Source organism: Hydrogenophaga sp., from assembly GCF_011390835.1.
Classification (GTDB): Bacteria; Pseudomonadota; Gammaproteobacteria; order Burkholderiales; family Burkholderiaceae_C; genus Hydrogenophaga.
Genome location: NZ_JAABRQ010000036.1, coordinates 1 through 23,384 on the forward strand (window position 1 = coordinate 1; position 23,384 = coordinate 23,384).

A 23,384-nucleotide genomic window follows, 5' to 3' on the forward strand; every position below is an offset into this window, starting at 1 on the left:
ATCAACCACCCCGAGGTGGAGCCCATGGCCATCGGGCGCAACTTCGGCGTGAAGATCAACGCCAACATTGGCAACTCCGCCGTCACCTCCAGCATTGAAGAAGAGGTGGACAAGCTGGTGTGGGCCACGCGCTGGGGCGCCGACAACGTGATGGACCTCTCCACCGGCCGCAACATCCACACCACGCGCGACTGGATCGTTCGCAACAGCCCGGTGCCCATCGGCACGGTGCCGATCTACCAGGCGCTGGAAAAAGTGGGCGGCGTGGCCGAAGACCTCACCTGGGCGATCTACCGCGACACATTGATCGAGCAGGCTGAGCAAGGCGTGGACTACTTCACCATCCACGCCGGCGTGCGCCTGGCCTACATCCACCTCACCGCGCAGCGCCGCACCGGCATCGTCTCGCGTGGCGGCAGCATTCTGGCCAAGTGGTGCATCACCCACCACAAGGAAAATTTCCTGCACACGCATTTCGAAGAGATCTGCGAAATCATGAAGGCCTACGATGTGAGCTTCTCGCTCGGCGACGGCCTGCGACCGGGCTGCGCGGCCGATGCCAACGACGAAGCGCAGTTCGCCGAGCTCGCCACGCTGGGCGAGCTCACGCAGATCGCGTGGAAACACGATGTGCAGACCATGATCGAGGGGCCCGGCCATGTGCCCATGCACATGATCCAGGCCAACATGGACGAGCAGCTCAAGCACTGCCACGAAGCGCCGTTCTACACCCTGGGCCCGCTCACCATCGACATCGCACCCGGCTACGACCACATCGCCAGCGCCATCGGCGCGGCCATGATCGGCTGGATGGGAACGTCCATGCTCTGCTACGTGACGCCCAAAGAACACCTGGGCCTGCCCGATCGCGACGACGTGAAGCAGGGCATCATGGCCTACAAGATCGCCGCCCACGCTGCCGACAACGCCAAGGGCCACCCGGGCTCTCGCGCCCGCGACGACGCCATGAGCAAGGCGCGCTTCGAATTTCGCTGGATCGACCAGTTCAACCTCGGCCTGGACCCGGACACGGCGCGCGACTACCATGACAAAACCCTGCCCAAGGACTCGTCCAAGGAAGCGCACTTCTGCTCCATGTGTGGGCCGAAGTTCTGCTCGATGAAGATCACGCAGGATGTGCGCGACTACGCGGCCGCCAAGGGCGTGAGCGAGATCGAAGCGCTCAAGCAAGGCATGGCGCAGAAGAGCGAAGAGTTCAAAGCGGTGGGCGGTGAGTTTTACGTGCCGGTCGATTCGATCAAACCCAAGGTCTGAGCCCATGGCCGGCTTGAAAATCGGCGTCGCCGGTGCCGGTGTGCTGGGACGGCTGCTGGCCTGGCGGCTGGCCCGGATGGGTCATACCGTCACGGTGTTCGACCCGGCGCCAGGGCCATTGCCACCCGCCCCTGGCGCGCTGACCTCACCCGCGCCAGCGCACGCGGCGGGATTCACTGCCGCCGGCATGCTCAGCCCGCTGGCCGAGCTGGACAGCGCCAGTCCTGAGGTGGCCCACCTCGGCTGGCGCTCGCTGGCGCTGTGGCGCGAAGTGGCCGATGCGCTTGACGCCGAGGGCGAGAGCCAGCCGCTGTTTGTCCAGCACGGCAGCCTGCTGCTGGCGCACGGCAGCGACCGGGGTGCGGCCCAGCGCGTGCTGGCAAGGCTGGCGCATGCGCGCGCACTCGCTGGCGAGATGCCGGCACCCGAGCCGCTGGACCGCGCGGCCCTGGCCGCGCTGGAGCCGAGCTTGGCGCCCGGTCTTCACGCCTGGCTGCTGCCTGGCGAGGCGCAGCTGATGCCGCGCGAGATGCTGGCCGCACTGGCCGCGCACGCCCCTGGCGTTTGGTGGTGCTGGGGCGAACGCGTGCAGCGCGTGGCGCCGGGCCTGCTGCAGGTCGCGGGTGAAGCCCCGATGAACTTTGACCTGGTGATCGATGTTCGCGGATGCGGTGCCAAGCCAGACGCAACGGTGCGCGGCGTGCGCGGCGAGGTGATCTGGCTGCACGCGCCCGGAGTGCGCCTGCAGCGGCCGGTGCGCCTGCTGCATCCGCGGCACCGCGTCTACATCGTGCCGCGCCCGGGCGATCTGTTGGTAGTGGGCGCCACCGAGATCGAAAGCGAAGACCGTTCGCCAGTGAGCCTGCGCAGCGCGGTCGAGCTCATGAGCGCGGCGCACAGCGTGCTGCCCGAACTGGCCGAGGCACGCATCGTGCACATGGAAAGCAACCTGCGCCCCGCCCTGCCCGACAACGAACCCGCCACGCACACCGAACCCGGCCTGCTACGCATCAACGGCCTGTTTCGCCACGGCTGGCTACTGGCGCCGGCGCTGGTGCAGGACGCGCTGGAGGAATTGGGACTCCCCCCCGCGCCGCTGCGCGGCTTCCCCCCTCCCGTTGCGGAGGGGGGAAGCAGCCTGCGGCCGGGCCAAGCCCGTTCCGCGGCTGCCCTGGATGCAGCCCTCGCGCCGACCGCGTCCTCTGATGATTCGCTGAGCCGCTGCGCGGCGCCTTGAAACCATGCTGCACTTCAACGACCTCACGCTGCCCTGTCCAGACGGCCTGACGCTGGCCGCGCTGCTCGAATCGCAGCAGATGGAGGCCACCCAAGTGGCCACAGCCGTCAACGGCACTTTTGTTGCGCGCGAACAGCGCGAAGCCACTCCACTGCGGCCCGGCGACACCGTGCTGACCTTTCAAGCCATCGCAGGAGGCTGAATATGACCCCATCTACCTGGATGCTGTACGGCACCGAACTCAGCAGCCGCTTCCTGCTCGGCACGGCCGGCTACCCGTCGCCGCAGGTGCTGGCACAAAGCATCGCCGCCAGCGGCGCGCAGGTGGTCACGGTCGGCCTTAAGCGCACGCTCGCGGCGGCGGGCGACAACGGCTTCATTGCCATCATCCAGGCTGCGGTGCGCGAGCGTGGCGCGCGCCTGTTGCCCAATACCGCTGGCTGTCGCACGGCGCGCGAAGCGATCACGCTGGCGCACATGGCGCGCGAGCTGTACGACACCCACTGGATCAAGCTGGAGGTGGTGGGTGATGAACACACGCTGCAACCCGACCCCTGGGGCACGGTGGAGGCGGCGGCACAGCTGGTGCGCGACGGCTTTGCGGTCTTTCCGTACTGCACCGACGATCTCGTGACCTGCCAGCGCCTGCTCGACACGGGCTGCGAGGTGCTCATGCCCTGGGGCGCGCCGATTGGTTCGGGGCAGGGTCTCATCAACCCCTTTGCACTTCGCACGCTGCGCGCTCGCCTGCCCGGCGTGCCGCTGATCGTGGACGCCGGCATCGGCGCACCCAGCCACGCGGCGCAGGCCATGGAGCTGGGGATGGACGGTGTGCTGCTGAACTCGGCTGTGTCGCAGGCGGTGGATCCGGTGCGCATGGCGCGCGCGTTTGGGCAGGCGATCGAGGCGGGTCGCGGCGCGTTTGAAGCTGGCGTGATGGCGCCGCAAGACATGGCGGTGGCGAGCACGCCGGTTTCGGGGCATCCATTCCTCATCGGATGAAGAAAGGAAAACCCATGACCCCCATCATCTGGAGCGTCGCCGGGACGGACAGCGGTGGCGGCGCAGGCCTGGCGGCCGATCAGCGCGCAGCCGATGCCCTCGGCGTGCACTGTTGCACCGTGGTCGCGGGCATCACCGCGCAAAGCACCACCGAGGTGAGGCATATCGAGGCCACGCCACCCCATGTCTTGCAAGCGCAGCTCGACACCCTGCTGGCTGACATGCCGCCGCGCGTGATCAAGACCGGGCTGCTGGGCAGCGCGGACAACGTGCGCGTGCTGGCGCGCTTCATCGACCAACAGCGCGAGCGAGGGCCGCTGGCGCTGGTGGTCGACCCGGTGCTGGCCGCCAGCACGGGCGCTGCCCTGGCCAACGCCGAGCTGCGCGCCGCTTACCGCGATCTGCTGTTGCCGCGCGCTACGGTGATCACACCCAACCAGGGTGAGGCCGTGGCCTTGCTGGGGGACAACAGCCCCACCGACATCCCGGCGCAGTCGGCCGCTCTTCGCGCACTTGGCTGCGAGGCGGTGGTGATCACCGGGGGCGACGCCGTCGCGATCAGTCGTCACGACAGTCTCTCGCTTGACTGGCTGGACACCCTGCATGCGCAAGGCTGGTTGAGCCTGCCTCGCGAGGACATACCGAACAACCACGGCACCGGCTGCACCTTCGCCTCGGCGCTGGCCGCTGCGCTGGCGCTGGGTTGGGTGGCGGCCGACGCGGCCGTGCTGGCCAAGATGGCAGCCACCTTGGCACTGCGTCATGCGCGCGCCGTAGGCCGGGGCGTGGGGCCGGTCATCGCCCGTGCGGGCTTCGCGCTTGAGCCTTCGTTGTTGCCGCAGCTCTCGATCGGCAGCCAGCCGCTTGAACGCTGTGCCTCGCGCGACCGCGGGGACGTTCCTGGCGGGAGCATCGGTGTCTATGCCATCGTCGACAGTGCGCAGCGGGTCGAAGCGGTGCTGGGTGTCAGCCCTACGGTAGGCACGATTCAGCTGCGCATGAAACGCACCGCCGGGCTGACCGACGCCGCCTGGGCCGATCAACTGACTCAGCACGTCAAGCGCAGCCAACGTGCCGCTGATAGGGCAGGTGCGACGCTGGTGGTCAACGACCACTGGCAGCTTGCGCTCGCCGCTGGCGCGCGTGCCTTGCACCTGGGTCAGCAAGACCTACTGGATCTCACGCCCGCCGAACATGAGCAACTGCAGACCGCACGCGACGCAGGCGTGAAGCTTGGCCTGAGTTCCCACAGCCTGTGGGAGCTGTGCCGCGCCGCTGCGCTGCAGCCCGACCTGATCGCCTGCGGCCCGGTGTGGCCAACCACCACCAAGGACATGCCATGGCAACCGCAAGGCCTGGACAACCTCGCTTGGTGGGCCCACATGGCGCCCGCCCCGGTGGTCGGCATTGGCGGCGTCCTGAGCTCCGGTCAATTGCAGGCGGTGGCAGCCGCCGGCGCTCTCGGCGGCTGCGTGGTGCGTGGCCTGGGCGACGACCCTGCCGCCTGCATCAGCACCTGGCTAGCTGCCTGGGCTGCTGGCGAGGAACAACGCGGAACCCACCACGTACCTGAAATGCCTCACCCCAGCCTGCCGGGTTGAGAGGGCAGCTGAAAACGCTCAGATACGAGCAACCTTGAATACGGCAACCGCCTTCACAAGTTGCTCGGCCTGCTGCTGTAGGCTGTCTGCTGCCGCGGCGCTTTCTTCCACCAATGCCGCGTTCTGCTGCGTTCCCTGGTCCATGCGCGTGATGGCAGACCCCACCTGAGCGACGCCTGAACTCTGCTCAGAACTCGCAGCACTGATTTCACCAACGATGTCGCTGACTCGCCGGATCGAGGCCACGACCTCCTGCATCGTGGTCCCTGCCTGATCCACCAGAGTAGACCCTTCTTCCACGCGGCGCACGCTGGCACCAATCAGCGACTTAATTTCCTTGGCGGCCTCCGCGCTGCGCTGCGCGAGATTGCGCACCTCGCCGGCCACCACTGCAAACCCCCGGCCTTGCTCACCGGCCCGTGCCGCCTCTACCGCGGCATTGAGCGCGAGAATGTTGGTCTGAAAGGCAATGGCGTCGATTACGCTGATGATGTCGCCAATTTTGCGGCTGCTCTCGTTGATGCCTTTCATCGTCTCAACCACGCGGCCCACCACATCGCCTCCTTGCACCGCAACCGCCGAGGCGCCCTGCGCGAGCTGGCTGGCTTGTTGGGCGTTGTCCGCGTTGAGGCGTACCGTGGTACCGAGCTGCTCCATGGTCGCAGCGGTCTGCTGCAGCTCGCTGGCCTGCTGTTCGGTTCGACCCGACAGGTCCTGGTTACCACTGGCGATTTCTCGGCTCGCATGCGCTACGTAGTCTGAGCTGGTGCGAACATCGCTGACCGCACGGGACAAGGCCTTCTGCATGTTGTCGAGCCAGGCCAGCAGGCTGCCCGTGTCCTGGGGCCTGAGCACAATCGGTGTGCTCAGATTGCCCTCGGCCACCGCACGGGCCACCATGACCGCGGTGCTCGGTTCGCCACCCAGTTGGCGCAGCAGCTGCCGCGTGATCAGCACGGAGAAAAGCACACCCACCACGAGCGAAAGACCAAGAAGTCCCAGAACCACCCAGCGCGCCTGTGCGGAGACTGCCTTGACCTTCGTCTCAGCCAGTGCACCTCCCTCGTAGTTGAAGGTGATCAGATTCCTCAGGGAGCCAACCACCTCCTCATACGCCATGCTGGAGGCACCGTCGGCCACGTCGGCTGCATCCTGCTGCTGTTTCTCCAGCCCCATCTTGATCACGCGCCCCTGCCAGGTCCGGTACTCGACCAGGGACTTGGTCAGCCCGGCAAACATCGCCTTCTCTTCGTCACCCACCAGGCGCGCCTGGTAGCCTTCAAGCAGGGCATCGGTATTGGCCAATGCCTTTTGCATTTTCTCTTCGTACTCGGAGTGGTAGCTGCTGTCGTCGGTTCGGCTGTGCTTCACCTCGTACTCGCGAGTCTCCACCATGTAGGCGCGCGCGATGGCGAGATCACCCACACCCTTCAACCACTTAGCTGACAAATTTGCAGCCTCCTGCTCGACGGTCTTCAGACCGAACAGCGCGGCGCCACCCAACAGAGCAGTCAGCAACAGAATGGCAGTGAAAGCACTGAACAGCTGGCGCCCGATCGGCAACCGAGCGAGCCATTGGCCCAGGCGGGTGGGTTTCATCTCGACCTCCGGATTACTTCTTGTGACCGATGTAGCTCACGCCGATGATCTTGCCCGCACCATCCTTGATGGGGTTGTAACAAGCGTCGAAAGCCGTACCCAAAACATCGATTGGGCCGCAAAACTGGTTCCCTTTGGACAGCGCATCGTAGGCGGCATTACGTGCCAGCTGGGTACCCGTTCCGCGCTTGCCTTCAGGGGTCAAGACGTTGGTACTGACCCGAACGAATTCGTCGCCAGCCTTTACGAACACCGTGGCCGTGGCCTGGTGATCTTTGCGGATGCCGTCGACCACATCGGTGTTGTTGTTGATCTTGCGCGCGCCGAAGAAAATGGCGGGCACTTCTTTGCCACCAACCATGTCGGTGCCTTCGAGGCGAGGCGCACCGATCTTGGCCAGCCTGGCATCCAGGTCGGCAATGGTGGCCCTGGGGTCAGCGGCATGGGCCTGTGCGAAGGCCGCAGCCAGGGTGGCGAGGATCAAAAGTCGTTTGTGAAACATGTGGACTCCAATGAAAGAGGATTGAGAGGCGGCCCCCCAACCGGGACGTAACCTCCTATCGGTAGCAGCGGTGAAAAACTTGATGCCGATCCATCAAGCAATCCCCGCGCGACGAGCGAAACGGCTTGTCCCGTTGGGCCATGAACAGCGCAACAAGCACCGGACATGCACTCAGTGTGGCCCGGTGGCGTGGCGACAAGCACGCAATCAAGAGGGAAAAGAACAGCCATTTCCTGCGCTCGTGTGAACGGGTGGTCATGCGCCTGGTGGCGAATGCCATCCATGCACGGGCCTGGCCTTGTCTCGCGATGGCTTTGTGGCTTGTTTCTGGCCTGGGCGCCAGGCACTCCCGGATGCACAGCGGCAGCCATCGCATCACACCGTCACTGCGCCGACGCACCGAGCCTAGAATGATCGGGCACCCTTCCATGGACTCATGGAGACTACTCCGTGCCACACGCTCCGCCTTACCGTTTGAAGCACATCCTGGTTGCCAGCGACTTCTCTGCGGTCGCCAGCATGGCGACGCGCCGAGCGGCGGACCTCGCGCGCACCACTCGGGGTGAGCTGCGGCTGCTCCATGTGCTGAGCACCAGCATGCTGGACGAGCTGCGCACCTGGCTGGGGCCCGACGCGCCCTGGCAAGACAGGCTGCACCAGCAGGCCCAGCGCAGTCTGGAGACCCAGGCCCGCGAGCTGGGGCAGTCCCATCAGGTGCCGGTCGAATCGCTGGTGATCGATGGCCCGCCGGTGCAGACCGCCACCGAGATGGTTCAGGGCTGGCCTGCCGATCTGCTGGTGGTGGGCGCGCGCGGCGACAACCCGCTCCACCACCTGCTCATCGGCACCACCGCCGAACGCCTGCTCGGAAATGCCCGCCAGCCTCTGCTGCTGGTGCGCACCGAGCCAGCGACGCCTTACCGTCGGGTTTTGCTGCCGCTGGATTTTTCCACCTGGTCGGAAAGCGCCATCACCCTGGCGCAAGCCGTGGCGCCCGGCGCGCACCTGGTGCTCATGCACAGCTTCTCGATTCCCTTTGAAGAAAAGCTGCGCTTCGCTGGTGTGAACGACGACACCCTGGGCCATTACCGGGAACACGCCCGGCGCGACGCGCGCGATCACCTGTATGCACTGGTGGATCGGCACAGCCTGCAGCCCAACGACTTCACCCTGTGCCTCACCGAGGGCGATGCACCGCTGCACATCCTCACCACGGCCACCGAGCGCGATTGCGACCTGATCGTGATCGGCAAGCACGGGCGCCAGGCGGCCGATGAACTGCTGCTGGGCAGCGTGACCCGCCATGTGCTTACCGAAGCGGACTGCGACGTGCTGGTCTCCACACACCGAGATTGAGCGAGCGGCGCCCGGCGTGCCGCACAATGCCGGTCCGATGAGCAACCCAAGCACCACAAGCCCCGGCGACGGCGACCTGCCCCCGCTGCATGCCACGCCTCACGGCCTGTACCGCCACTACAAAGGTGGCTGGTACACCGTGATCGACACCGTGCGCTGCAGCGAAACCCTGCAAGGCATGACGCTGTACCGCGCGCTGTATGGGGCTTTGGGTCTCTGGGTGCGCCCAGCGACCATGTTCAACGAGTCGGCCAGTTTCGAAGGCCAGCACCAGCCGCGCTTCACCCGCCACGAGCCAGCTCAGGTGCCACTGACCGACCTGCCCACCGCACGCGCGCTGATCCACCACCTGCAATATCTCGCGAAGCAGCGCGGCATGGACCTCGACACCGCCCTTCGCCCGCCGCCGCCCGAGCCCACCACCTGCTGCGAGCGCGGCTGCAACGGCTGTGTCTGGGAGGGGTTCTATGCGGCCATGGACCACTGGCGGGCAGACGTCCTGAAGCTGCTGAAGCCCTGATCGCGCGCAGGGCATCGCCTTCAGGTGGCACTGCTACCATGATCCGATCATGCGAACCGCATTCCCAGTTCCGACCCCGTGGAACCCAAGACCGACTGGCTGAGCCGTCTCGAGACGCTGATCTGGGGCACGCCCGACACCACTCGTTCGCGCTGGCAGGCGCTTGGACTGCGCTGGGTGCGCACCGTGCTGATCCTAGCGCGCGATCTGGCCTTCGGCCAGCTGACCTTGCGCGCCATGAGTCTGGTCTACACCACGCTGCTGTCCATCGTGCCGCTGCTGGCGCTGAGTTTTTCGGTGCTCAAGGCGTTTGGCGTCTACAGCCAGATCGAGCCCCTGCTGCTCAGGCTGCTCACGCCGCTGGGCGACAAAGGCGTCGAGGTGGCCAACCGCATCGCGGTCTTCATTGAAAACATGAACGTGGGCGTGCTGGGTGCGCTGGGCCTGACCTTGCTGCTCTACACCGCGATCTCGCTGATGCAGAAGATTGAGGAATCGCTCAACTACGTGTGGCACCTCTCGCGCCCCCGAAGCCTGGGCGAGCGGTTCAGCCGTTACCTCAGCGTGCTCATGGTGGGCCCGATCCTGGTGTTTTCCGCGCTGGGGCTGACCGGCACCATGATGAACATCGACGCGGTGCGCGAGCTGATGGCGGTGCAGGCGCTGGGCGATGTGTTGCAGACCATCAGCCGCTTGGTGCCCTACCTGCTGGTGATCGCGGCCTTCACCTTTGTTTACCTGTTCATCCCCAACACGCAGGTGCGCTTCTGGCCGGCGCTGGTGGGTGGTACCGCTGGCGGCATCGTGTGGCAGACAGCTGGCTGGCTGTTCGCGGTCTTTGTGGCGTCGTCGGGCCAGTACGCCGCGATCTATTCCGGCTTCGCGATCCTGATCCTGTTCATGATCTGGCTGTATGTGAGCTGGCTGGTGCTGCTGTTTGGTGCCAGTGTGGCCTTTTACGTGCAGCACCCGGAATACCTGTACCTGGGTGCGGGCGAGCCACGGCTGAGCAACCGGGTGCGCGAGCGGCTGGCCCTGTCGGTGATGAGCCTGGTGACCCAGCGCTTCATCAGCGGTGAGTCTGCCGCTTCGCTGCCCGACTTCACCCGGCTGCTGGGCGTGCCCATGCACGTGCTGGAGCGCGTGCTGGAGGCCCTCGAAAGCCGGCAGCTGCTCACCCGCAGCGGCGATGACCCGCCTCTCTACCTGCTGGCGCGCGACCCGACCGCGATCAGTCTGAGTCAGGTGCTGGGCGCGGTGCGCAGCCATGGCGAAGCGCGGTTCTTCGCGCCCGACGCCCTGCCCACATCCAGCGCGGTGGATCAGGCCCTGACGAAGATGCAGGCAGCGGTTGATGCCACCCTGGGCGAGACCAGCCTGCGGGAGCTCGCCGAGCAGGAACGGGCAGCGACGGATGAAGCGCCATCGCCCGCGCCTGCTGCACCCATGGCACCAGCCGATCGGCCTTAGGGCAACGCTGAGCGAGTCCCTCGCGGCGCGGGCATTCCGGTCTCAGGAGATCTGCGGCGTTGCCTTAGAACAGATCACCCTGGCCCTTCAACGCACTGGGTCGAAACGCCGTGGTGTCGAGCGGCATGCGCTCGCGCTGCAGACCCAGCCGGTCGCAGGCTTTGACGAAACGCTGACGCAACAGGTCAGCCCAGATGCCCTGGCCCTTCATGCGGGTGGCGAAGTCCGCGTCGTAGTCTTTGCCGCCGCGCAGGTCCTGCACCCGCGCAATCACCCGCTCGGCGCGGTCCGGGTAGTGCACCACCAGCCAGTCGCGAAAGAGGGGCGCGAGCTCCCAGGGCAGGCGCAGCACCTGGTAAAAGGCGCGCTGCGCGCCGGCTTCGCGCGCCGCCTCCAGCACTTGCTCCATGTCGTCGTTGATGAACGGGATCTGCGGCGACACGCTGACGCCCACCGGCACACCCGCCTCGGCCAGTGTGCGGATGGTGCGCAGGCGCCGATGGGGTGCGGCTGCGCGGGGCTCCAGGATCCGCGCGAGCTTCGCGTCCAGCGTGGTGACGGTGACGTAAACGGCGGCGAGGTTTTTCGCGCCCATGGGCGCGAGCAGGTCGATGTCGCGCTCCACGCCGCTGCCCTTGGTGACGATGGCCAGTGGGTGTTGCGCGTCGCTGAGCACCTGCAGCGCGGCGCGGGTCAGGCGCAGCTCGCGTTCCACCGGCTGGTAGGCATCGGTCACCGTGCCCACCGCGATCAGCTCGGGCATGTAACGGGCGTGCGCAAGCTCATCACGCAACACAGCGGCGATGTTGCGTTTGGCAATCAGCCGCGTCTCGAAGTCGAGGCCTGGTGAGAGGTTGAGGTAGCTGTGGCTGGGTCGGGCGTAGCAATACACGCAACCATGCTCACAGCCCCGGTAGGGGTTCAAGCCGAGGTTGAAACCGATGTCGGGTGAATCGTTGCGGGTGATGACGCTGCGCGCGTCTTCGAAGCTCACCTGGGTCGGTGGCGCGGGTGGTTGGTCACCGGCGTGAGGCTCGTCACCTGCCCAGCCGTCGTCAAACGCGATGCGCGCGTCGCGCTCGAAGCGGTGCGCCACCCGATGCCCCACGCCGCGGCCCTTGATGGCCTGCAAAGGAATGTGAAGATCAGGCATAGCGATACTGTATATAAGTACAGCACAAAGCGCCAGCAATCCGATGCGGGAAATGCGCTGACCCGGGGCATACCCTGAGCCATCGGGTCATGTGCGGCGCACGCAGCGCGGACACCCTCGCCCACAATGGATCCCACACACCCGATCCCGAGCAGACGCACCCACCAGATCACCCGAGGAGACCCCTGCATGACGATGAAACAGCTCTCCGGCCTGGACGCCACCTTCCTCTACCTCGAAAAGCCCGAGATGCCCATGCATGTCGGTGCCATGCATTTGCTGGAACTGCCAGCTGGCTACAAGGGTCGGTATGTGGACGATCTTCGGCGCCACTTCGCCACCCGCCTGCCGGTGGCCCCGGTGCTGCGGCGCCGCCTGTGGTGGATGCCGCTGAACCTGGCGAACCCGGCCTGGGTCGACGCCGATCCCGATCTTTCGCTGCACATCGTCGAGCACAAGCTGTCGCGGGCCCAAACAGCCGGCGCCGATGCCCGCACACTGATGGAATCCCAGGTCTCGAAGCTGCATCCGCAGCTGCTCGACCGCAGCCGGCCGCTGTGGCTGATGCATGTGATCGAAGGCCTGCCGCGCAGCGACCGTGGGCTCAAGCAGGTGGGCATGTACTCGCAGCTGCACCACGCCGCGGTCGATGGACAGGCCGCGGTCGCACTGGCCAATGTGTTGTTCGACGTCACGCCCGAGCCGCGCACCATCGAGGTACGGCCCTCCCACCGGGTCAAGACCTTCAAGCTTGGCATGGTGGAGATGCTGCGAGGCGCCCTCACCACCGAGCTCGCCCAGGTGGCCAAGATCGTGAGCGATCTGCCCAGCACCTTGAGCACCGTGGCCGGCACGGCCAAGAACGCGATCCACAGCAAGGCGCTGCTGGGCAAAGGGTCGGGCAATGTCACGCTGGCGCCCGCCACGCCGATGAACGCCACCGTGAGCGCGGCGCGCGCATTCGCGTCCACCAGTGTGCCGCTGCCCGAGCTCAAGGCACTGGCCCGCACCCACCAGGCCACGCTCAACGACATGGTGCTCATGCTGTGCGCCAGCGCCCTGCGCAGCTACCTGCTGCAACACGACCAGCTGCCGCGAAAAAGCCTGGTGGCCGCGGTGCCGATCTCGCTGCGTGAGGCTGGCGATACCCGGGCCGACAACCAGGCCTCGATGAGCCTGATCAGTTTGGGCACGCACCTGGCCGACCCGGCCAAGCGCCTGGCCCACATCCGCAACGCCAGCAGGGCGATGAAGTCCACCATGGGCCGCATGAAGAGCATCCTGCCGACCGACTTTCCTTCGATCGGTGTGCCCTGGCTGATGGAGGCCGTCGTCTCGCTGTACGGCAAGGCCAAAGTGGCCGACCGCATTCCGCAGGTGGCCAATCTGGTGATCTCCAACGTGCCGGGGCCGCAGGTGCCGCTGTACCTCGCTGGTGCGCGCGTGCTCACCAACTGCCCCACCAGCATCGTCGTGCATGGGCTGGCGCTCAACATCACGGTGCAGAGCTTTGACGCCGGCATGGACTTCGGTCTCATGGCCGACGGCGCCGCGCTGCCCGACGTGAAGGCGCTGGCGCTGGCGGTGGACACGGCGCTGGACGAATTGCGCACCCTGGCACCCCCTGCGGCGACCGATACCGCCAGCGCTCAATCGGTCGTGCCCGCCAAGCGCCCACGCGCGAGCGCCAAGACGGCAGTTCGCCGATCGGCCCCCGCCGCCGCCAAAAGGGCTGCGAAGGCCGTCACACCCGTGCGCAGCGTGTCACGCAAGCGACCACCGGCTAGGGAAAGCACACCAACGCGCGCCACCCGCAGTCGTTAGCATGGTTTCATGGTTCTTTCCCTCTGTGCACGCATGAGTTCTCCCGCCCGACGCAAGCCCACACCGAAGACCCCAGCCGACGAAGACACTGGTCTGCACACCGTGCCGCCTGGCCTGTGGCTGATGATGCTGGAAGCCCGCGCACCGTGGGAGGCGATAGCACTCGCCGCGGTCTCGCCCTGGCTCTCCAGGATGCCCTCGGGCGATGGTCACACGGTGCTCGTGTTTCCAGGCCTGGGCGCGGCCGACGTCAGTACCGTGGCCCTGCGTCGCTTTCTGAAGCAACACGGCTACCAGGCACACGGCTGGAAGCAAGGGACCAACCTCGGCCCGCGCGACGGCGTGCTCGAAGGCTGCCGCGAACGCATCCGCGAACTGCACAAGCAACACGGCCAGCCCATCAGCCTGATCGGCTGGAGCCTAGGCGGCATCTACGCGCGCGAGATGGCCAAGGAAATGCCCGATCTGGTGCGCTGCGTGATCACGCTCGGCACGCCTTTCACCGGCCACCCCACGGCCACCAACGCCTGGCGCTTCTACAAGATGGTCAGCGGCACGCACGAACACGACGAAGAACTGCTGGCCGAGGTGCGCAAGCCGCCACCCGTGCCCACCACGTCGATCTACAGCAAGACCGACGGCATCGTGGCCTGGCAGTGCAGCATCAACCCGCCGCAACACGCCCACACCGAAAACATCGAAGTGCACGCCAGCCACATCGGCATGGGCATGAACCCATTGGCCATGTACGCCATCGCCGACCGGTTGCGCCAGGACCCGGCGCGCTGGAAGCGCTTTGACGCGCAGGGTGCGCGCCGATGGTTTTTCAAGGTGGCGCACCAGCCCGAGGTGGTGACGCAGTGGTACTGATTCGACTCCTGCACCTCGCCGCTGCGCGGGTCACCCCTTGCAGGGCCCGCCACGGCCATAGGCCTCGTCTCTTTGGGCAGCCCAGCGGCTGGCCCGCTTTCTCCACCTATCCCAGGTCGCGCTCAGCGCTGCAAAATGAAAGTCAACGCCAACGGCATTCAAATTGAGGTCGACGACCAGGGTCCCCGAGACGGTCCTGTGGTCATGCTCATCATGGGCCTCGGCATGCAGCTCATTGCCTGGCCGCAGGCGCTGGTGCAGCTGCTGATCGACCGCGGGTTTCGCGTGGTGCGCTTCGACAACCGGGACATTGGCCTGAGCCAGGGGTTTGACCACGCCGGCGTGCCCAACATGGCGCTGGCGGGTCTGCGCTATGCGCTGCACCTGCCGGTGAAATCGCCCTACGCTCTGGCCGACATGGGGCGCGATGCGCTGGGTGTACTCGACGCGCTGGGCATCGCTCAGGCCCATGTGTGCGGCGCCTCCATGGGCGGCATGATTGCGCAGCACCTCGCGGCAGAAGCCCCCCAGCGGGTGGCCAGCCTCACCCTGATGATGACCACCAGCGGCGCGCGCTCGCTGCCACAGCCGTCCTGGTCGGTGCGCAAGACGTTGATGTCGCGCCCCATGAAGCCGGGCACTGATGCGGCGGTCGACTGGATCTTGCATGTGCTGCGCGTGATCGGCAGCCCGGGCTACCCCATGAGCGCAGAGGCCATGCGTGCGCGCGCACTGGCGTCAGTGCAACGCGCCTGGCACCCGGCCGGCTCCGCGCGGCAGCTGCTCGCGGTGGTGGCCGACGGCGATCGAACGCCACTGCTCTCGCGCATCACCTCGCCCACGCGCATCGTGCATGGCGTTGCCGACCCGCTGGTGCCAGTGGCATGCGGCGAGCAGCTCGCCAACAAGATCAGCGGCGCACAAACCGACTTCATCCCCAGCATGGGCCACGACCTGCCCGAGGCGCTGCTCGATCGGTTCGCGCAAGGCATTGCCGACAACGCTGCGCGGGCGAGGACCTGAGCAAGCATTCGCTTGAGGCACCGCGTTGTGGCAAACATGCCCACTCCGACTGCTGCTGATTGATCTGTGCAGCGAGCGCTCCGCAGCGTACAAACGGGGCCTTGTCCTACGCTCGCCAGCGGCGAGCTGTGCAAACATGGAATGTCGGGAATCCACCCTGCGATTCCCCCCAAACAAGGACACCGACATGAAGGTTTTGATGGTTCTCACTTCGCACGACCAACTGGGCGACACCGGCAAAAAGACCGGTTTCTGGCTCGAAGAGTTCGCAGCCCCCTACTATGTGTTCAAGGATGCTGGCGCCGAGATCATGCTGGCCTCGCCCAAGGGCGGGCAGCCACCACTGGATCCCAAAAGCGACGAAGATGGCGCACAGACCGACGCCACGCGCCGTTTCAAGTCCGACACCGCAGCACTGGCGACATTGGCCAGCACCCACAAGCTGGGTGAAATGAAGAGCGGAGATTTTGACGCGGTGTTCTACCCCGGCGGTCACGGTCCGCTGTGGGACCTGGCCGAAGACAAGCAGTCCATTGCACTGATCGAATCCATGGCCGCCGCCGGCAAGACCGTCTCGGCCGTGTGCCACGCACCAGGCGTCCTGCGCCATGTGAAGGCAGCCGATGGTTCGCCGCTGGTCAAGGGCAAAAAGGTGACGGGCTTCACCAACACCGAAGAGGCCGCCGCTCAACTCACCGACGTGGTGCCGTTCCTGGTCGAAGACATGCTGACCCAGAACGGCGGTCACTACAGCAAGGGCGCGGACTGGGCATCACATGTGGTGACCGACGGCAAGCTCATCACGGGACAAAACCCTGCATCCTCCGAAGCGGCCGCCCACGCCGTTCTGAAGCAACTCAAATCGGCCTGAGCGGGCTGCGCGCGGGCACCCTGCACCGACATCACCCGGGCGGCGATCAGGTCCAGGCTGGGTCTGACCTCGCCCTGCTTGTCGGTCCAAACCTTGGGCGTGAGCTCGCCAGCTGCTCGCGGTGGTGGCCGATGGTGACCGCACGCCGCTGCTCTCGCGCATCACTGCCCCCACGCGCATCGTGCACGGCGAAGCCGACCCGCTGGTGCCCGTGGCCTGCGGCGAACAGCTCGTCAAGAAGATCAGCGGCGCACAAACCGACTTCATTCCCGGCATGGGGCATGACTTGCCCGAGGCGCTGCTGCCGCGGTTTGCTCAAGGCATTGTCGAACTCGCATCGCGCGCGCCGAGCGTTAAAGCCTGACCAGCGGCAAGCCCATCAGCGCCTGCGCAAACACCGCCACGGTGAGTGTGGCGTACAGGGTGCCCGCGATCCAGAGCACCCGCAGGCTTGCCCTGCCGTCGCGATCCAGCCACCATCCCAGCAGTGGCAGCACCTGCATCGCATGCAACGCCAGAAAGTGCGCCGGGCGAAGGTCGCCCACTTCGCCCGACCAGCCCAGCAACGGCAGCGTCGCTGCTTCCACCGACGGCACACCGACGAAATGCCCGTTGTTGCTTGACAAATAGCCAGCGGTCCCCAGCGTCAGCACCGCCGATAACAAGAAACCCCACCGTACGCCGAGGCGCAAGCCCGGACCCAGGTCTGCGGCCGTGTCTCGCCCGGCGAGCCAGCCGATCACACCAATGCCCGCCACCAGCGTGACCGCGCCCAGACCCATCAATCCGTAAAGCGTCGCTTCCAGCGGCGTACCGACCGCAAAATGCGAAGCCAGCCCGGAGCCGGCACGACCGCCGATGTAGGCCATCTCGGTCCAGGTGGCCACCACCATCGCCGCCAGCGTGATCCGCATCGGCCAGCCCTGTCGCACGCTGAGCGTCAGCCGTTCGACCACCAGAGCCAGCGTGGCAAACAGCACCCCAAACGACAGCGCGAACTTCGCGGGTTTGAGCCAGACGTTGGCGCCGTCCAGCGTTCGAGGGTCCAACGTGGATGCAGCCGCAAATCCCAGCAGCAACGCCAGCGAGAAGCCGGTGAGTGCCCACAGGGTCTGGGCGCCGTCCACCGACGAAGCGCGCGAGGTGGGCAGCAAGGTTGCAGCAGGCGATGGCCAGATCGTGCTAAACATGGCTCAGGCCTCCGCTGCCGGGCGGGTGCAGACACGCGCCGCCGCCTCGGTGATGAGCCCCAGCAACCAGCCTGCTGGACCGAACATGAGGGTGGCCAGGAGCACCGGAATTTGCAGCAAACGGGTCACGCCGACGCGATCCAAGCGCTCGGCCAGCAGCACGCCGATCAACAGGTCGAAGGCCAGGTAGTGCCCCCAGCCTGCCACGAGCACCGGGTCGGAGGTGAACAGCATCCGCACCTCGGCGATCGATCCAAAGCCGCCTCCGGCATCGGCAAAATGCGCCCCCATGAGCGCGGTGTAGATCAGCGCGATCGCGCCCGGCACCACCAGCCTGGGCACTAGGCCCAGCGCAGTCCAGCCACGGGGGGCCAGCATGAGCACCAGCCAGCCGACCATGGCCAGTGTGTTCATGAACGAGAAAAGCGAGGTCCAGTCCATTGCAAGCTCCTTGGTTTCGAGCAGCCTGCCGACAGCAGTCGACCACCCAGTTCCACAAATTGACAGTGTCAATATATTCGGTTCGACAACCGGATGCAAGTAAAATATTGACAGTGGAAATAATGTTTCCGAGCTTTCCACCGTTCCCCCATGACCGACCGCAATTACCACCACGGCGACCTGCGCAATGCGCTCATCACCCACGGCTTGGCGCTGCTGGAAGAAGAAGGCCTGGCTGGTCTGTCGCTGCGAGCCATTGCAGCGCGATCGGGCGTCAGCCACGCCGCGCCCAAGAACCATTTTGGCCAATTGCGCGGTCTGCTCACCGCCATGGCGGCCGAAGGCTTCCGGCGCCACGTGGCGTTCATGCGGGCTGGCCTGCCGCCTCGAGCCGGCCGAAAAACCCGGCTGGCCGCAGCTATGCGAGGCTACGTGCGATTCGCGCAGGCGCATCCCCACCTGTTCTCACTGATGTTTTCCAGCCAGCTGTGCGACTTCGAAGATGGCGAACTGCAGACCGCTGCGGCAGAAAGCTACGGCGTGCTGCGCGAAATCGCCGCCGGTCTGGACTGGGACAAAGCCGACAAGCCCCACGCTGCCCTGCGCGCCGAGACCATGCTGTGGTCACTGGTGCACGGATTTGCCCAGCTCTCGATTGCTGGCATGTTTGCCACCGGGCCCGACGGACAGTCGCCACCGGCGCTGGACATCGTCGACGTGATGCCGGCCTTCAGCTACCGGGACTGAAGCCGGTCGAGCTCAGGACGGCCGACTCACGTCGTGGGCCGACATCACCCGCGAAGCGATCAGGTCCAGGCTGGGGCGATGCATGCCTTGTTTGTCGGTCCACACCTTGGGCGTGAGCGCGCCCGCCAGGGTGAGCGCATCGCCATCGGCCAGTGCCAGCAGGGCGGCGCCCGGCGCATCGTCAAACGCGATCACGTTGACGATGAATTCTTCGTCGGCCTTGTTGCGCGCCAGCAAGCGGGCCACGATGTAGGTACGGCCGGTTTTGTCGACGCGACGCGAGGCATCTCCCATCAGGCGGCCAGCCACCAGTCCGTCGATCATGTGAATCCTTTGGTGCCGGGTGGGCAAGTGTTGGGCATCAGCGCGGCTTTTCAAAATCGGCCAGCACCCAAGCCTCGGCGCTGGCCACAGTGAGCTTGAAGGTGGGGGGTACCGCCACCACAGCCAGCGTCTCACCCAGCTCGTCCTCGGCGCGCAGCGTCGCGGTGGCGCCTTCTTCATCGGGCACGATGGCCAGCGCTACACGCACGCGCCGCCCGCCCACCGCCACGTTCAGGTTTTTGTTCAGCTCGGCATGGCGCTGCTGCTCGGAGCGGCGGATCACCTCTTTGGCCGTCTTCACCAGCGTGTTGAACGCATTGACATCCAAGGGCTTGGGGTTCTTCTTGTCGCGCCCCATGGTCCAAGGGCCGACCAGCGCTGGCTCAGACTGACCGTCGAGAAACATGGCCACCGCCCAGCCATCGTCGTCTTCGTTCTTGATTACGCGTGCCGTCCAATGCTCGTCGCTCCAGACGCGGTCTTCGTGAATAGGGTCTTGGGTGTCTTGGGTCATGAGGGAATGGTACGCGGGTGAGCGAGTGCGGCACTTGCCCACCGGAACAGACCGTGCGCGATGCGAGCGGTGTATCGCCCGCGGCTCGCAAAACCATTGCTGGACCGAGAAACAGGCAGTTGCCACTTGAACTGCACGGCCTCGGATCCAACTACCGGGTAGACACAAAAACTGATCGACCTATACTGGGCCGAGGGTTTTGGCGTTCTGCGCCGGCCCTTCGCTTTTGGCGTGTATCCCGTTCTGGCAGCGCCTCGTTTTCCATCACAAAGGCGGCCGGGCTCACCCAATGCCGTCAAGAGGAGCGCAAATTTGGCTCTCAAACCTCCCCTGATGGATTTGCCCATCAAAACCTCTGGCAGCGGTTTCTACGGCGGCTTCGCCAAAGAAATAGCGATCACGGCCAAGCTGCTGATCGCCGCGCTCATTCTCTGGGCCATGATCTTCCCGAAACGGTCTAGCAGCTTCCTGAGCGGCATCAACGACACCATCCTGGCGTCGTTCGGCTTTTGGTACATCTATGCCATGGCCTTCTTCGTCATCACCTGCCTGGCGCTGGCGATCTGGCCGGCTTCAGGCCGCCTGAAACTGGGGCTGAAGGACGACAAGCCCGAGTTCTCTAGCTTTTCGTGGTTTTCGATGATGTTTGGCGCTGGCATCGGCATTGGCATGCTGACCTTCGCCACCGCCGAGCCGATGTACCACTTTGCCAAGAACCCAGCCACGATCCAGGCGCTCACCGAACCCAGCACCCTGGGCAACGTGCGAGACGCCTACATCTGGTCGTTCACCCACTGGGGCTTCGCGGCCTGGGCAGCCTACGCCATCGTCGGCCTGTCGCTGGGATACTGCTCGTACCGTCGGGGCTTGCCCCTGACGATCCGCTCCGGGCTCACGCCCATCTTTGGCAAGTGGATGTCCGGTCCACTGGGCCATGTGGTGGACGTGGTGGCCGTGGTGGCCACCGTGCTGGGCGTTTCGCAGACCCTGGGCTTTGGCGTGGAGCAGTTCGTCTCGGGCCTGTCTCGCATCGGCTTTGGCGAATGGCTTTTCACCACCGCAGCCGATGGCTCGCGCTCGTCTTCCACGGCCGGCATCATCGCCGCCCTGCTGGTGATCATGGGTGCTTCCACACTGTCGGCGCTCTCGGGCGTGGGCAAGGGCATCAAGTGGCTCTCGAACATCAACATGGGCCTGAGCTTCTTTGTGCTGGCCTTCTTCGTGATCTTCGGCTCCACGCTGTTCGGCTTGCAGGCCTTGTTTGTGGGTATGTGGGACTATGTGATCTCGATCCCAGGCAACATGTTCACCGTGTGGGCCAAAGACGGCACACCGGTCGGTGACGCGCTGGCTGGCTGGCAAGGCGGCTGGACCATTTTTTACTGGGCCTGGTGGATTGCGTTCGCGCCCTTTGTGGGCCTGTTCCTGGCCCGCATCTCGCGTGGGCGCACGGTGCGCGAATACGTGCTGGGTGCGTTGATCGTCCCGGCCATCATGTGCTTCGTGTGGTTTGCCCTGGTCGGCGGCACCGCGATCGACCTGGAGCTCTCGGGCAAGGCGGCCGGCGCCATCACCGGCGCGGGCCAGGAGTCGCAGCTGTTCGCCATGCTGGGCGTGATGCTGAGCCCGGATGTGGCCTGGGCCATGTCGGTGGTGGTGGTCGTGTTGCTGCTGACCTACCTAGTGACCTCGGCCGACAGCGCGGTGCTGATCATCAACACCATCAACGCCGCCGGCGACGAAGGCCCCAAGGCACGCCCGCACATCCTGTTCTGGGGCGCGGCCCTGGCCCTCGTGGTAGGCGGGCTCATCGTGGCCGGTGGCCTGGGCGCCATCAAGACCGCCATGGTCATCGGCGCCCTGCCGTTCAGCCTGGTGATGGTGCTGATGTGTGTGTCGCTGATCAAGGGCATCATCCACGACGGCTTGCGCGAGAAACACGGCGTGGCGACCACCACCACCAAACCATGGCGCGCACCCGACATTTAAGCTGTCCGCAACGGTCCCAAGACCCAGAGCCCCGGCCGCTTGTCCGGGGCTTTTTTCGTGTCAGCGAGCTTTGGTTTTGGAAGTGAACGGGAAGGCGTTGGGAGACTGATCTCGACCCGATGCGGTCACGCGGCAGTGGGCCCCAAAGCCGCCATTCCGGCTGCAGTGCTCGGCAGGACCTGTGGAGACAAACGTGAGCGCCAGAGTAGACTGACAGAGCGATCTGCTGGCTTGACGCGCTATTTCGGTAAGTGTTTCGGGCATGGTCAGGTTTGTCGGATTTTTTCCTTTGCGACTTCGCCATCCCTACAAAGCTGCGCACGCTGTCGGCATTAGGCCTCAGGAGGAGGCATCTCGGGGCATCCATGAATTTCGAACTACGAAAGACGGCGCGCGGCCTGACAGACGAGGAGTTGCTCGAGGATCTTCGGCGTGTCGCCCGCAAGCTCGGTCGAGATACGGTAACGATCTCGGAGTACACCGAGCATGGAATCGGCCACGCAACCACTATTCAACGGCGTTTTCGCTCGTGGTTCATGGCGCTCGAAAATGCCGACCTCAAGCCCAGCCGATCTCGCATTGGAATCTCCGACGAGGAGCTCTTCCAAAACCTCCGGGCAGTGTGGATCTCACTCGGAAGGCAACCGAGCTACGGCGAAATCAAGACTCCACTGTCGCAGTTCTCGGCTGGTACGTACGAGAAACGGTTTGGCGGTTGGTCGCAGGCTCTCGTACAGTTCGTGGACTGGGTCAGCTCTGACGAAAGAGCAGAGCCAGATGAACCTCAAATCGAAACGGAGAGCGCGAAAAAAACGTGGCCGAAAGCGCGCAAGACCAAACGCGAAATCAGTGAGCGGATGCGATTTCGTATTTTGGTCAGAGACGGGTTCAGATGCGGCGCGTGCGGAGCAAGCCCGCTGGAGAACCGCGGCACAGAACTCCACGTGGACCACATCGTTCCTTGGTCCAAGGGTGGTGAGACTGTGCCGGAAAACTTGGCAACCAAGTGCTCCAGGTGCAATCTTGGGAAGGGTGACGCGTTTGAGGCCTAACAGCAGCATCAGCAGCGGCGCGTAGTGCAGTCCGCTGATGCTGAGCTTTAGCCGCATTTTTTCATGTACGAAGCGCACCCAAGCCGTGAGCTGAATGCTCAATTCGCGCACAAGCCATACCAGGGGGTGGAGCCGTTGAAGGCAACTTTCCTGTTCATCGGCCTAGACGCAAACTATGCGCCTGATCTTGAGCGCTCTTCGTCTTTCCAGCACGTCCTGGAGTACCACCAAGACGGCGTAGCGTTCTGGCACTGTCACGGCGTTCATCACCCATTTCTTTTGCCAGAGTATCGAGGCGATGGGCGTCGCTATCACCGAACATTCGCACGCATTGGGTTCACGCCAACTCACGCACATCTCGTTTCGTTTGCGGAGCTGCTTCACGTACCAACCGTCGGTCGAAGCAAACTCACGCCGCAGGATCTCGATCCACTTCACCTTCGCCGGCTCAATGAAGCCATCCTTCAAGGAAATCCAAAGCATGTCTTCCTGTCAGCGGGAGTTGCTCGCCTCATGCGAGCAAGCAAGTCATTCCCATGGTTACCGAAGGATGCGGGTGTGTCAGGGCCACTTCGTATCCTCTACACCGAGCCGACACGAACTGTTTATTTGCACCTGCATTTCTCTAACTATGGGAAGTTTCAGAAACAACTGGAAGAGGAAGCAAATGCCATCGCAGCGCTCCTGCCAACAGGCGTTTAACCCAGCTCGGGCGACCGCTTCACCAGCTGAGCAAAGACCGCTCCTGGCCGAGGCTGTGTGAAAACGCTTCACGGCATGCCTGTTCAAAAATAAAATCATGGCACCCGTTTTGAGCGAGGTGC

24 protein-coding genes and 1 pseudogene are annotated in these 23,384 nt (G+C 65.0%); 18 read left to right on the top strand and 7 right to left on the bottom strand.

Annotated features, from left to right (window positions below):
- From thiC to GPT34_RS16180, 5 genes are all read left to right on the top strand, one after another.
- Positions 1-1,275, top strand: a 1,275-nt coding sequence (gene thiC, locus GPT34_RS16160; RefSeq protein WP_291014653.1) for a phosphomethylpyrimidine synthase ThiC, incomplete at its 5' end; no start/stop codon positions are given.
- Between the two features lie 4 nt (positions 1,276-1,279).
- Positions 1,280-2,512: an FAD-dependent oxidoreductase gene (locus GPT34_RS16165; RefSeq protein ID WP_291014656.1), complete on the top strand. Its 1,233-nt coding sequence runs from the start codon at positions 1,280-1,282 to the stop codon at positions 2,510-2,512.
- Positions 2,513-2,516: 4 nt separating this feature from the next.
- Entirely contained in the window at positions 2,517-2,714 is a 198-nt protein-coding gene (gene thiS, locus GPT34_RS16170; RefSeq protein WP_291014659.1) for a sulfur carrier protein ThiS, read from the top strand.
- A 2-nt stretch (positions 2,715-2,716) separates the two neighbouring features.
- Positions 2,717-3,514 carry a thiazole synthase gene (locus GPT34_RS16175; protein WP_291014661.1) on the top strand — a complete coding sequence of 266 codons (798 nt, stop codon included), beginning with the start codon at positions 2,717-2,719 and terminating at the stop codon, positions 3,512-3,514.
- 14 nt (positions 3,515-3,528) lie between these two features.
- Entirely contained in the window at positions 3,529-5,115 is a 1,587-nt protein-coding gene (locus GPT34_RS16180) for a PfkB family carbohydrate kinase (RefSeq protein ID WP_291014664.1), read from the top strand.
- A gap of 18 nt (positions 5,116-5,133) precedes the next feature.
- Here the strand turns inward: GPT34_RS16180 and GPT34_RS16185 are convergent, their stop codons facing one another.
- Together GPT34_RS16185 and GPT34_RS16190 are read right to left on the bottom strand one after the other, a co-directional pair.
- Complete coding sequence (locus GPT34_RS16185) at positions 5,134-6,714, bottom strand: methyl-accepting chemotaxis protein (protein ID WP_291014666.1); 1,581 nt, start codon at positions 6,712-6,714, stop codon at positions 5,134-5,136.
- A 13-nt stretch (positions 6,715-6,727) separates the two neighbouring features.
- Positions 6,728-7,216 (bottom strand): Cache 3/Cache 2 fusion domain-containing protein, encoded by a 489-nt coding sequence (locus GPT34_RS16190; RefSeq protein WP_291014668.1) that lies wholly within the window; start codon positions 7,214-7,216, stop codon positions 6,728-6,730.
- Positions 7,217-7,666: 450 nt separating this feature from the next.
- Between GPT34_RS16190 and GPT34_RS16195 the strand changes: the two genes are divergently transcribed.
- The 4 genes and pseudogenes from GPT34_RS16195 (at position 7,667) to GPT34_RS16210 (ending at position 10,562) form a co-directional block, all read left to right on the top strand.
- Positions 7,667-8,572, top strand: a complete 906-nt coding sequence (locus GPT34_RS16195; protein ID WP_291014670.1) for a universal stress protein — start codon at positions 7,667-7,669, stop codon at positions 8,570-8,572.
- Positions 8,573-8,609: 37 nt separating this feature from the next.
- Positions 8,610-8,861: pseudogene (locus GPT34_RS16200) on the top strand (DUF1653 domain-containing protein); the annotation flags it as partial.
- 48 nt (positions 8,862-8,909) lie between these two features.
- Positions 8,910-9,092, top strand: coding sequence for an oxidoreductase-like domain-containing protein (locus GPT34_RS16205; protein WP_291014703.1), 183 nt, complete (start codon positions 8,910-8,912; stop codon positions 9,090-9,092).
- 78 nt (positions 9,093-9,170) lie between these two features.
- On the top strand, positions 9,171-10,562 hold the full coding sequence (locus tag GPT34_RS16210) for a YhjD/YihY/BrkB family envelope integrity protein (protein ID WP_291014672.1): 1,392 nt from the start codon (positions 9,171-9,173) through the stop codon (positions 10,560-10,562).
- 64 nt (positions 10,563-10,626) lie between these two features.
- On the opposite strand, the gene GPT34_RS16215 is transcribed toward GPT34_RS16210, so the two are convergent.
- Entirely contained in the window at positions 10,627-11,715 is a 1,089-nt protein-coding gene (locus GPT34_RS16215; protein WP_291014674.1) for a PA0069 family radical SAM protein, read from the bottom strand.
- Positions 11,716-11,904: 189 nt separating this feature from the next.
- On the opposite strand from GPT34_RS16215, the gene GPT34_RS16220 reads away from it, so the two are divergent.
- The 5 genes from GPT34_RS16220 (at position 11,905) to GPT34_RS16240 (ending at position 16,667) form a co-directional block, all read left to right on the top strand.
- Entirely contained in the window at positions 11,905-13,539 is a 1,635-nt protein-coding gene (locus tag GPT34_RS16220) for a wax ester/triacylglycerol synthase family O-acyltransferase (protein WP_291014676.1), read from the top strand.
- Positions 13,540-13,572: 33 nt separating this feature from the next.
- On the top strand, positions 13,573-14,409 hold the full coding sequence (locus GPT34_RS16225; RefSeq protein ID WP_291014677.1) for an alpha/beta fold hydrolase: 837 nt from the start codon (positions 13,573-13,575) through the stop codon (positions 14,407-14,409).
- Positions 14,410-14,544: 135 nt separating this feature from the next.
- Entirely contained in the window at positions 14,545-15,432 is an 888-nt protein-coding gene (locus tag GPT34_RS16230) for an alpha/beta fold hydrolase (RefSeq protein WP_291014679.1), read from the top strand.
- Positions 15,433-15,619: 187 nt separating this feature from the next.
- Positions 15,620-16,303 (top strand): type 1 glutamine amidotransferase domain-containing protein, encoded by a 684-nt coding sequence (locus tag GPT34_RS16235; RefSeq protein ID WP_291014681.1) that lies wholly within the window; start codon positions 15,620-15,622, stop codon positions 16,301-16,303.
- A gap of 124 nt (positions 16,304-16,427) precedes the next feature.
- Entirely contained in the window at positions 16,428-16,667 is a 240-nt protein-coding gene (locus GPT34_RS16240) for an alpha/beta hydrolase (RefSeq protein WP_291014683.1), read from the top strand.
- Here GPT34_RS16240 and GPT34_RS16245 read toward each other — a convergent pair.
- Together GPT34_RS16245 and GPT34_RS16250 are read right to left on the bottom strand one after the other, a co-directional pair.
- Positions 16,657-17,493, bottom strand: coding sequence for a hypothetical protein (locus tag GPT34_RS16245; RefSeq protein ID WP_291014685.1), 837 nt, complete (start codon positions 17,491-17,493; stop codon positions 16,657-16,659). The genes GPT34_RS16240 and GPT34_RS16245 overlap by 11 nt on opposite strands.
- 3 nt (positions 17,494-17,496) lie before the next feature.
- Entirely contained in the window at positions 17,497-17,907 is a 411-nt protein-coding gene (locus tag GPT34_RS16250; RefSeq protein WP_291014687.1) for an abscisic acid-deficient protein Aba4 family protein, read from the bottom strand.
- Positions 17,908-18,084: 177 nt separating this feature from the next.
- Here GPT34_RS16250 and GPT34_RS16255 point away from each other — a divergent pair, with 177 nt between their 5' ends.
- Complete coding sequence (locus GPT34_RS16255; RefSeq protein ID WP_291014689.1) at positions 18,085-18,681, top strand: TetR/AcrR family transcriptional regulator; 597 nt, start codon at positions 18,085-18,087, stop codon at positions 18,679-18,681.
- A gap of 12 nt (positions 18,682-18,693) precedes the next feature.
- On the opposite strand, the gene GPT34_RS16260 is transcribed toward GPT34_RS16255, so the two are convergent.
- Together GPT34_RS16260 and GPT34_RS16265 are read right to left on the bottom strand one after the other, a co-directional pair.
- Positions 18,694-19,005, bottom strand: a complete 312-nt coding sequence (locus GPT34_RS16260; RefSeq protein ID WP_291014691.1) for a single-stranded DNA-binding protein — start codon at positions 19,003-19,005, stop codon at positions 18,694-18,696.
- Positions 19,006-19,042: 37 nt separating this feature from the next.
- Entirely contained in the window at positions 19,043-19,519 is a 477-nt protein-coding gene (locus GPT34_RS16265) for a hypothetical protein (protein ID WP_291014693.1), read from the bottom strand.
- A 333-nt stretch (positions 19,520-19,852) separates the two neighbouring features.
- On the opposite strand from GPT34_RS16265, the gene GPT34_RS16270 reads away from it, so the two are divergent.
- The 3 genes from GPT34_RS16270 (at position 19,853) to GPT34_RS16280 (ending at position 23,262) form a co-directional block, all read left to right on the top strand.
- On the top strand, positions 19,853-21,508 hold the full coding sequence (locus GPT34_RS16270; protein ID WP_291014695.1) for a BCCT family transporter: 1,656 nt from the start codon (positions 19,853-19,855) through the stop codon (positions 21,506-21,508).
- A 365-nt stretch (positions 21,509-21,873) separates the two neighbouring features.
- Positions 21,874-22,560, top strand: a complete 687-nt coding sequence (locus GPT34_RS16275; protein ID WP_291014697.1) for an HNH endonuclease — start codon at positions 21,874-21,876, stop codon at positions 22,558-22,560.
- 63 nt (positions 22,561-22,623) lie between these two features.
- Positions 22,624-23,262 carry a hypothetical protein gene (locus GPT34_RS16280; RefSeq protein ID WP_291014700.1) on the top strand — a complete coding sequence of 213 codons (639 nt, stop codon included), beginning with the start codon at positions 22,624-22,626 and terminating at the stop codon, positions 23,260-23,262.
- The last annotated feature ends 122 nt before the right edge of the window (positions 23,263-23,384 follow it).